This is a genomic window from Synechococcus sp. R55.7 (assembly GCF_047461955.1).
Taxonomy (GTDB): Bacteria; Cyanobacteriota; Cyanobacteriia; order Thermostichales; family Thermostichaceae; genus Thermostichus.
The window spans coordinates 1-5,076 of the sequence record NZ_JANSIC010000148.1 but is presented as its reverse complement, the minus strand read 5'-3'; the positions used below and the strand labels follow the sequence as shown (position 1 = coordinate 5,076).

Annotated in this window: 5 protein-coding genes; 3 read left to right on the top strand and 2 right to left on the bottom strand. The window is 60.3% G+C overall.

Going from position 1 to position 5,076, the window contains the following annotated elements:
- Positions 1-46: 46 nt before the first annotated feature.
- From NW820_RS08710 to NW820_RS08700, 3 genes are all read left to right on the top strand, one after another.
- Complete coding sequence (locus NW820_RS08710) at positions 47-1,195, top strand: cob(I)yrinic acid a,c-diamide adenosyltransferase (RefSeq protein ID WP_041436711.1); 1,149 nt, start codon at positions 47-49, stop codon at positions 1,193-1,195.
- A gap of 71 nt (positions 1,196-1,266) precedes the next feature.
- On the top strand, positions 1,267-1,944 hold the full coding sequence (locus tag NW820_RS08705) for a lysophospholipid acyltransferase family protein (protein WP_414374555.1): 678 nt from the start codon (positions 1,267-1,269) through the stop codon (positions 1,942-1,944).
- The gene (locus NW820_RS08700) at positions 1,941-2,756 is read left to right on the top strand and encodes an alpha/beta fold hydrolase (RefSeq protein ID WP_414352101.1); all 816 of its coding nucleotides are present in this window, start codon (positions 1,941-1,943) and stop codon (positions 2,754-2,756) included. The genes NW820_RS08705 and NW820_RS08700 overlap by 4 nt, the downstream gene beginning before the upstream one ends.
- Here the strand turns inward: NW820_RS08700 and NW820_RS08695 are convergent.
- Complete coding sequence (locus tag NW820_RS08695) at positions 2,734-3,459, bottom strand: HAD-IA family hydrolase (protein ID WP_414407264.1); 726 nt, start codon at positions 3,457-3,459, stop codon at positions 2,734-2,736. The genes NW820_RS08700 and NW820_RS08695 overlap by 23 nt on opposite strands.
- The gene (locus tag NW820_RS08690) at positions 3,456-4,439 is read right to left on the bottom strand and encodes a PhoH family protein (RefSeq protein WP_414407263.1); all 984 of its coding nucleotides are present in this window, start codon (positions 4,437-4,439) and stop codon (positions 3,456-3,458) included. The genes NW820_RS08695 and NW820_RS08690 overlap by 4 nt, the downstream gene beginning before the upstream one ends.
- Between the last annotated feature and the right edge of the window lie 637 nt (positions 4,440-5,076).

Genomic DNA, 5,076 nt, shown 5'->3' with positions numbered 1-5,076 from the left:
TAGGCTCTAAGATGGGGGTAGAAAAGTGGGATTTTCCCACAGCAGGATGACGCGGAGGGGCATGGCAGAAATTGGGATTGTGACTGCCCAGCAGTTTGATCGGCGACGGGGCCAGATCCATGTCTACGACGGCGAGGGCAAAGGCAAGTCCCAGGCGGCCCTAGGGGTTGTGCTGCGTTCCATTGGCTTGGGGATCGAAAAGGCGGCCCCCAGCCGGGTGTTGCTGGTGCGGTTTCTCAAGGGGCCAGGCCGAACCTATGCTGAGGATGCGGCCATTGCGGCTCTGCAGCGAGGCTTCCCCCATCTCATCGATCAATTGCGCACCGGGCGGGGAGAGTTTTTCGGCCCAGATGAGATCACCAAGTTTGACCGTCAGGAGGCCCGCCGCGGTTGGGATGTGGCCAAAGGGGCTTTGGCGTCGGGGTTTTACTCGGTGGTGGTGCTGGATGAGCTCAACCCGGTGCTGGATCTGGGCCTGTTGCCTGTGGAGGAGGTGGTCAGTACCCTCAAGCAAAAGCCGGAGGCCATGGAGGTGATCATCACCGGGCGCGGCGCTCCCAAGGAAATTATCGACCTGGCGGATTTGCACTCGGAAATGCGCAGTGTCCGGCGGGCGACGGATCCCCAAAACGGCCAACCCCCTTGCAGCGGCATCGAGATCTACACCGGCAACGGCAAGGGAAAATCCACCAGCGCTCTGGGTCGGGCTCTGCAAGCCATTGGGCGCGGCATCAGTAAGGATCTCTCCCATCGTGTACTGATCATGCAATGGCTGAAGGGGGGAACGGGCTACACCGAGGATGCAGCCATTCGGGCCCTGCGGGAAAGCTACCCCGATTTGGTGGATCACCAGCGTTGCGGTCGGGACGCCATTGTCTGGCGGGGCAAACAACAGGAAATCGACTATGTAGAAGCGGAGCGGGGCTGGGAGTTGGCACGGGCGGCCATCGCTTCTGGCCTGTACAAAACCATCATCTTGGATGAGTTGAACCCGACGGTGGATCTGGAGCTGCTGGACGTGGAGCCGATTGTCCAGGCTTTGCTGCGCAAGCCGCGGGACACGGAGATCATCATCACGGGGCGGTGCCATGCCCCCTTACCTTACTTTGAGCTGGCCTCTGTCCACTCGGAAATGGTGAGCCACAAGCACTATGCCGAGCAGGGGGCCGATCTGCGGCGCGGGGTGGACTATTGATGGGATCCTTCGCAGCGTTCTCAGCCAATTCTGCTCTCTCTTGGCCTCCAGACCCCAGGACTCTGGCCCAGTTGTTGCTCACCCTTTTCCAGACGGAAGTGTGGGTGGAGGGAGGGGAGCGTGTTCCTGCTGGCCCGCTGGTGGTGGTGAGCAATCACCGCAGTTTTCTGGATGCACCGGTGCTGATCGCGGGGTTGGGCCGACCGATTCGCTTTGCCTGCCATTACTACCTGGCTCAGGTGCCGCTGCTGCGGGAAATCGCCCTGGCTTTGGACTGCATTCCCCTCAAGCAGGGATCCCGACAGCAAATCCATTTTTTTCGCCAGGCGCAGGCCAGTTTGGCAGCGGGGGTGGGTGTGGGGATCTTCCCAGAAGGGGCGGAGCAGATCACCCGTGAGACCTCGCCTGGGGAGGTGGGGCGGTTTCAGCCAGGTTTTGCCCACCTGGCGCTGGCGGCAGCGGTGGATCCCTTGCCGATTCTGCCGGTGGCGGTGTGGGCGCAGGAAGAATGGCGGGGAGTAGATATTCCTATGGCTTTTTTCCGCTGGTTTGACCCCACTGAACCCCGATTTCAACAGGAAGGGGGACATCCGGTGGTGTTGTATCGGCGGGTGGTGCTCAGGGTGGGATCCCCCCTTTGGGTGGGCAGGAAGCAGCGCCAGGGATCCCGACGCGAGCGAATGCAGGTCATTCAAGAGCTAACTGCAGCGGCCCGAGAACAGGTGCGATTGGGATTGGCAGAGAGATGAGAAAGTTGAGTGGCGAGCCGGTAGCATCTGCCTCTAGCTTGGTCAGCCCGGCAACGGGAGCGGTCGGTCAGGAGCGGCCCCTGCTGCTGTATTTGCCCGGTATGGATGGCACAGGTACGTTGTTTTACCGGCAGGCGCAGGCTCTGCAGCGGGAGTTTCGCATTCGCCCCCTGAGTTTGAACCACCCGGAAGCGGGGGATAGCTGGGAAACCCTGGCCGATTGGGTGGGATCCCAGCTAGAAGCGGGGGCGTACTTGTGTGGAGAATCCTTTGGGGCCTGCCTGGCCTTGTTGGTGGCCGCCCAATGGCCGGAGCGGTGCCGCGGCCTCATTTTGGTCAATCCAGCCTCGTCGCTGCGACGTAGGCCCTGGTGGTGGGCAGGGCATGTTCTCCTGCCTTTTTTGCCACCGGGGCTCTATCACCAGTTGTCGGAGCGGGGGTTGGGGGTTTTGGCGGAGCTCAGCCAAATGGAGCCGCTCGATCAGGAGCGGCTGCGCCAGGCAGTTCACAGTGTTGAACCCACAGTAGCTGCTCGGCGCTTGGCTTTGCTGGGATCCTTTGCTGTGGAGAAGCTGCCCCTGGAGTCGATGACCCTGCCAACTTTGCTGGTGGCAGGGGGCCGGGATCGCCTGTTGCCCTCGGTGCAGGAGGTGGGCTGGCTGGCGGAACGGCTGCCCCAGGCGCAGGTAGAAATCTCGCCCCAGAGCGGCCACGCTTGCCTGCTGGAGCGGCGGATGAACCTGCGGCGTTACCTGCTCAAGCCGGATGGCCTTTTTGCCCCTCTGCTGCTCAATTCTGCTTCGGCCCATTGAGCATGGACAGGGATCCCCACAGATCTTCTATCCGCTCTGGGCAGGAGCTATCCTTCCCCTCTCGATCCAGCCAAAGGGCTCGCAAGCCTGCTGCTTTTGCCCCCTGATAATCGTCGCGGCGGCTGTCGCCAATGTGGCCGGCGGCTGCGGGGGGGATCCCGTGGGCGGCCAGGGCAGCTTGGAAGATGCGAGGATCGGGCTTGGCATAGCCCACTTGGGTGGAGAGGGTGAGGGTGGAAAAGTAGGGATCCAACTGCAACTGCTGCAGCACCCTGGGCAAGCGGCTGTCGAAGTTGGAGATCACCCCCAACCGGATCCCTTCCTGCTGCAGGGCCCGCAAAGCCGGCAGCGTCTCGGGATACAGCTCCCAGGGATCCGCCCCGGCAAAGTGCTCAAACAATTGGGTGAAGAAGTCCTCAAACCGGTGCTCTCCGAAGGCAGCCAGGGATCCCACCCGGGCAAAAGTCTCCTGCACCACCTGGCGCCACCAGGTCCGCTCCCACTCCCGCAAAGGGGATCCCGTCAATCCTGGGCAGGCCGGGGCTGGAGCCTGGGCAAAAACTTGGCCAAAAGCGCGATCCAAGGCCTGGGGATCCACCCTTACCCCATACTCCGCTGCCACCTGGCTGTAAACCTGGCCCACGCTGCCCCGCACCCGAAACAAAGTGCCCACAGCGTCGAAAAAGAGCACCCTCAGCTTCACGACTGCCCCTCGTAGCGGGCGTAGGCATCGACAATCCGCTGCACCAGAGGGTGGCGCACCACATCCCGCTGGTCGAAGTAGCAAAAGGCAACCCCCTCTACCCCTGTCAGAATACGCTCTGCCGCTGCCAGGCCGGACATGCGATGTTTGCCCAGATCCGTTTGGGTGAGATCCCCGGTAACCACCATACGCGACCGGAATCCCAGCCGCGTGAGGGCCATCTTCATCTGCTCGGGGGTGGTGTTCTGGGCTTCGTCCAAAATGATGAAGGCATTGCTCAAAGTACGGCCTCGCATATAGGCCAGCGGCGCCACCTCGATCACCCCCTGCTCCATCAACTGCGTCAGCTTGGCCGGGTCGATAAACTCGAACAGGGCATCGTAAAGGGGCCGCAGATAGGGATCCACCTTTTCCACCAGATCCCCCGGCAAAAATCCCAGTTTTTCTCCCGCCTCCACAGCCGGGCGAGTCAAGATCAAACGCTCGTACTCCCGGTTTTGTAGGGCAGCAATGGCCACAACGGCAGCCAGATAGGTTTTTCCTGTGCCCGCCGGTCCAATGCCAAAGCAGAGGTCGTGGGTGCGAATGGCTCGCACGTACTCCTGTTGGCGGGGCGTTTTCGGTCGGATAAGCTCCCCTTTGCGGGTGCGGGCCAAAATCCCTGCTTGTGCTTGCTGGTAGGCGGCAGCCTCTTGTCCGGAGAGGGCGCGAAAAGCTTGCTCTGCATCGATCACAGTGACGGGGTGCCCAGTTTGCCAAAGCGGCCTCAGCAATTCTAGCCATTGCCGCACCTGCTGCCGCTGTTGGGGAGTGCCTTTCAGGTACAGGTCTTGTCCGCGCAGCGTTACAGAAGCACCGCTGGAGCGACTGATCCACCTCAGGTTGGCCTCCTGAGTGCCCGCCAAAGACATGGCCTGTTGAGGATTGGACAGAGAGATGACTTCGAAATCAGAAGAGAGGGAAGTAGGGTTGTCGTGCATGCCGTGGGCGCCGGGCACCCTGGGAGACCTGTAGGGGTGATCTTACCAAAAACGCTTGTCAGGGCGCTCTGGGCTGTGGAAAGCCGCTGCAGAGCCCAGGGGTCGAGCGCAAGAGTGCTTAACAGGCGATTACACCATTAATGTGTTCCAAAATACAAGCTTCTGGAAGATCTGCAGCAAACCTGGATTTGGGTTCCGGCCTTCATTGGCAGCCGAGTCACAGGGAATTAACAACTCCCTAAGGTTCCCTAAAAAAGTATTGCAAAGGGCTATCTTTTCGGGAATAGCTTTTATTCATCAAGTAACGTTGATCTATCTGCTAAAGGAGCTTGAACTCCCAGTCTCTCGTCGGTCGGGCAAGAGCTTGAGGTTTTCAACTCCGTTGGTCATCGTGCATCTGACATTCTCCATCCAGCAGCAGGGATGTGGATGGGGGTCTCTTACAACCTTTCCCCAGGCTCCTCTTGGGGATCCCTGTGACTCCTCAATTTCTGAGCAAGAGGCTCATCCCTTCTGGAGTCACTTTGAAAAATCAGATGGAAAAAGGAGAGATAGATGTTTACCCAATCTGCGTCTGATACCCTGGGGTTGGCACAACTGGATTTGGCGCAAATTCCGCGGCAGATCACCTGCGATG